This window comes from Streptomyces sp. 13-12-16 (genome assembly GCF_002114215.1).
Taxonomy (GTDB): Bacteria; Actinomycetota; Actinomycetes; order Streptomycetales; family Streptomycetaceae; genus Streptomyces.
On record NZ_NCTE01000702.1, the window covers coordinates 1 to 2,071 of the forward strand.

Genomic DNA, 2,071 nt, shown 5'->3' on the forward strand with positions numbered 1-2,071 from the left:
CGCCGTGGGCCGCCCGGTCCCGGCGCACGGCCAGGCCGAAGCCGAGGGCGGCGCGGCGTACGGCGTCGGGAGCGCTGCCGGGTGCGAGCACCTCCACGGTGCGGTCCCACAGGTCGTCCGCGTCCGGGCCGGCCGCCGCCGGGGCGGTCGTCCACTCCGGTGCCGTGAGGGGCAGGTCGCAGCAGATCACCTCCGCGCCCCGGTCCCGCGCCCAGCGGATCGCCGCCAGTTCCGGGGAGAAGTCGGCGAGGGGGTACAGGCTCAGCCGTCCGTCCTCGTACGCGCCGGCCAGGGCCACCGGTGCCGTGGTGCGCGGATCGGAGAGATACGGCAGCCAGGGCTGGAAGTCGGCCGGCAGTTCGACGCAGACGGCCTCGGCGCCCGCGGCGTCCAGCAGCCGGGGCACGGCGACGGCCAGCGCGGGACTGTGGTGCCGTACGCCGATCAGGTACGGCTCCGTGCGGGCCGCCAGCGCGGCCACCTCTGCTCTCGCGGTCATGGGTCCAGGTGGGCGGTTCGGCGGGGACGGCCGTACGGGACGGCCGTCCCCCTTCGTGACGGAACTCAGCGACGGCTCTTCCGCGGTCGCGGCACCTCCAGTTCCTCCAGCTGGGGCTCGTCCCCGTCCTGGACCCGCCGCCAGGCCTCGCGGTAGAGGCCGGCGACGGGCCGGGTGGGTACGACGACGCCCAGTACGGGGCTCTCACCGTCGAGCAGGTCGTACATCGGCAGCTTCCACCGCTCCAGCGGCAGGTGCGGGTTGGCGAGCTGGGTCCAGCCGCCGGGCAGGAACAGCGAACGTCCGGCCTTGGAGCGGTTGCCCTCGACCACCAGGTCGGTGGCCGCGAGTTCGGCGCGGGCGGCGCGGAGCCGGGCCGTTCCGCCGCGCTGCTTGCCCCAGCCGGTCCAGCGCGCGGTGTTGCGGTCGGTGGGGTCCGGCATCGCGAGCAGCATCAGGTGGAGGGCGGCGGCGTCCTCGCCGATGCCGTACCGTTCGGCGACCTCCGTGACGAGGTCGGGTACGGACCGGGCGGGGTCCTGCGGCCACCACGTCCCGTCCGCGTCGCGCTCGCCCGCCACCGGGTTGCCGGGATCGGCGAGCAGTTCGGCGAACCGCCGGTCGTGGACCAGACGCAGCGCCGTTTCCTGGGCGTTGGGCCGCTCGCCGGTGAACAGGGCCGTCAGATGCGGGTCGTTGCCGGTCGCGTCCAGCAGCGCGGGACGGATGGCGGGGACGGTCTCGGACCTCCCGGTGCCCAGCACGACCGCGCCGTGGCGCACGAAGTCGTCGCCGGTCTCGGTGGGTTCTCCGGCGGCCCGCCGGAACTCCTCCCAGTCGATCCGCCGGTCGACGTCGATCAGCAGGCCGGGGTGGGCCAGCCGGTCGCGCAGCGCGGTGAGTACGCCGGGCAGGGTGGCGCGGATCGGGTCGCCGGCCGGGAGACGGTGGGCGAGCCACGCGGCCAGGGCCACCGAGCCCTTCAGCACCGCGCCGTCGAAGCCGGGGGTCTGCCCGGTGCTCTCCGGGCGGTAGGCGCCGATCCTCCAGGTGAGGTCCTGGGACAGCCGGGGCTCGGCGGTCACGTCGAGGAATCCGCGCAGCGCCTCGGCCGGTGCCCAGCCCGGGGAGACCACGCCGCGGACCGCGTCGTGGAGCAGTTCCTCGGGAACGGGCGCGCGCCGGCCGAACCGCTCGTTCCACACCTCGGCCGCGCGGGCGGCGTCGGGACCGTCCGTCCACAGCCGGGACGGGTCGGCGGGCAGCAGCGCCGCGACCACGGCCTGCCGGGCGTCCGCGTCGAGCTTCCTCAGCTCGTCCTTGGCGACGCGGGCGTCGGCCGCCTTCACGCCGATCGTCTTCAGCGTCGCCGAGGGCACCGCCACGCGCTCGTCGTCGATCATGGGCAGGCCTGCGACCACCAGCCGGGCCATGGTCGGGGTGACGCCGGTGAGCCGCGCGAACTCCTCGGCGGCCGCCGGGAACCAGGGCGCCGGCCCGCGTTCGGCGAGCTCGGCGCGGAACGCCGCGGCCCAGCCCGACGGCCGGGCCGGCTCCGGCACCAGCGGTCCC

The 2,071-nt window shown here is 76.2% G+C and carries 1 protein-coding gene and 1 pseudogene; both read right to left on the reverse strand.

The window, feature by feature from the left end:
• Positions 1–499 (reverse strand): DUF5682 family protein (locus B7767_RS26615; protein WP_256923581.1); only part of this gene is annotated, 499 nt, incomplete at its 3' end.
• Positions 500–564: 65 nt separating this feature from the next.
• Positions 565–2,071, reverse strand: a pseudogene (locus B7767_RS26620) (DNA-binding protein); the annotation flags it as partial.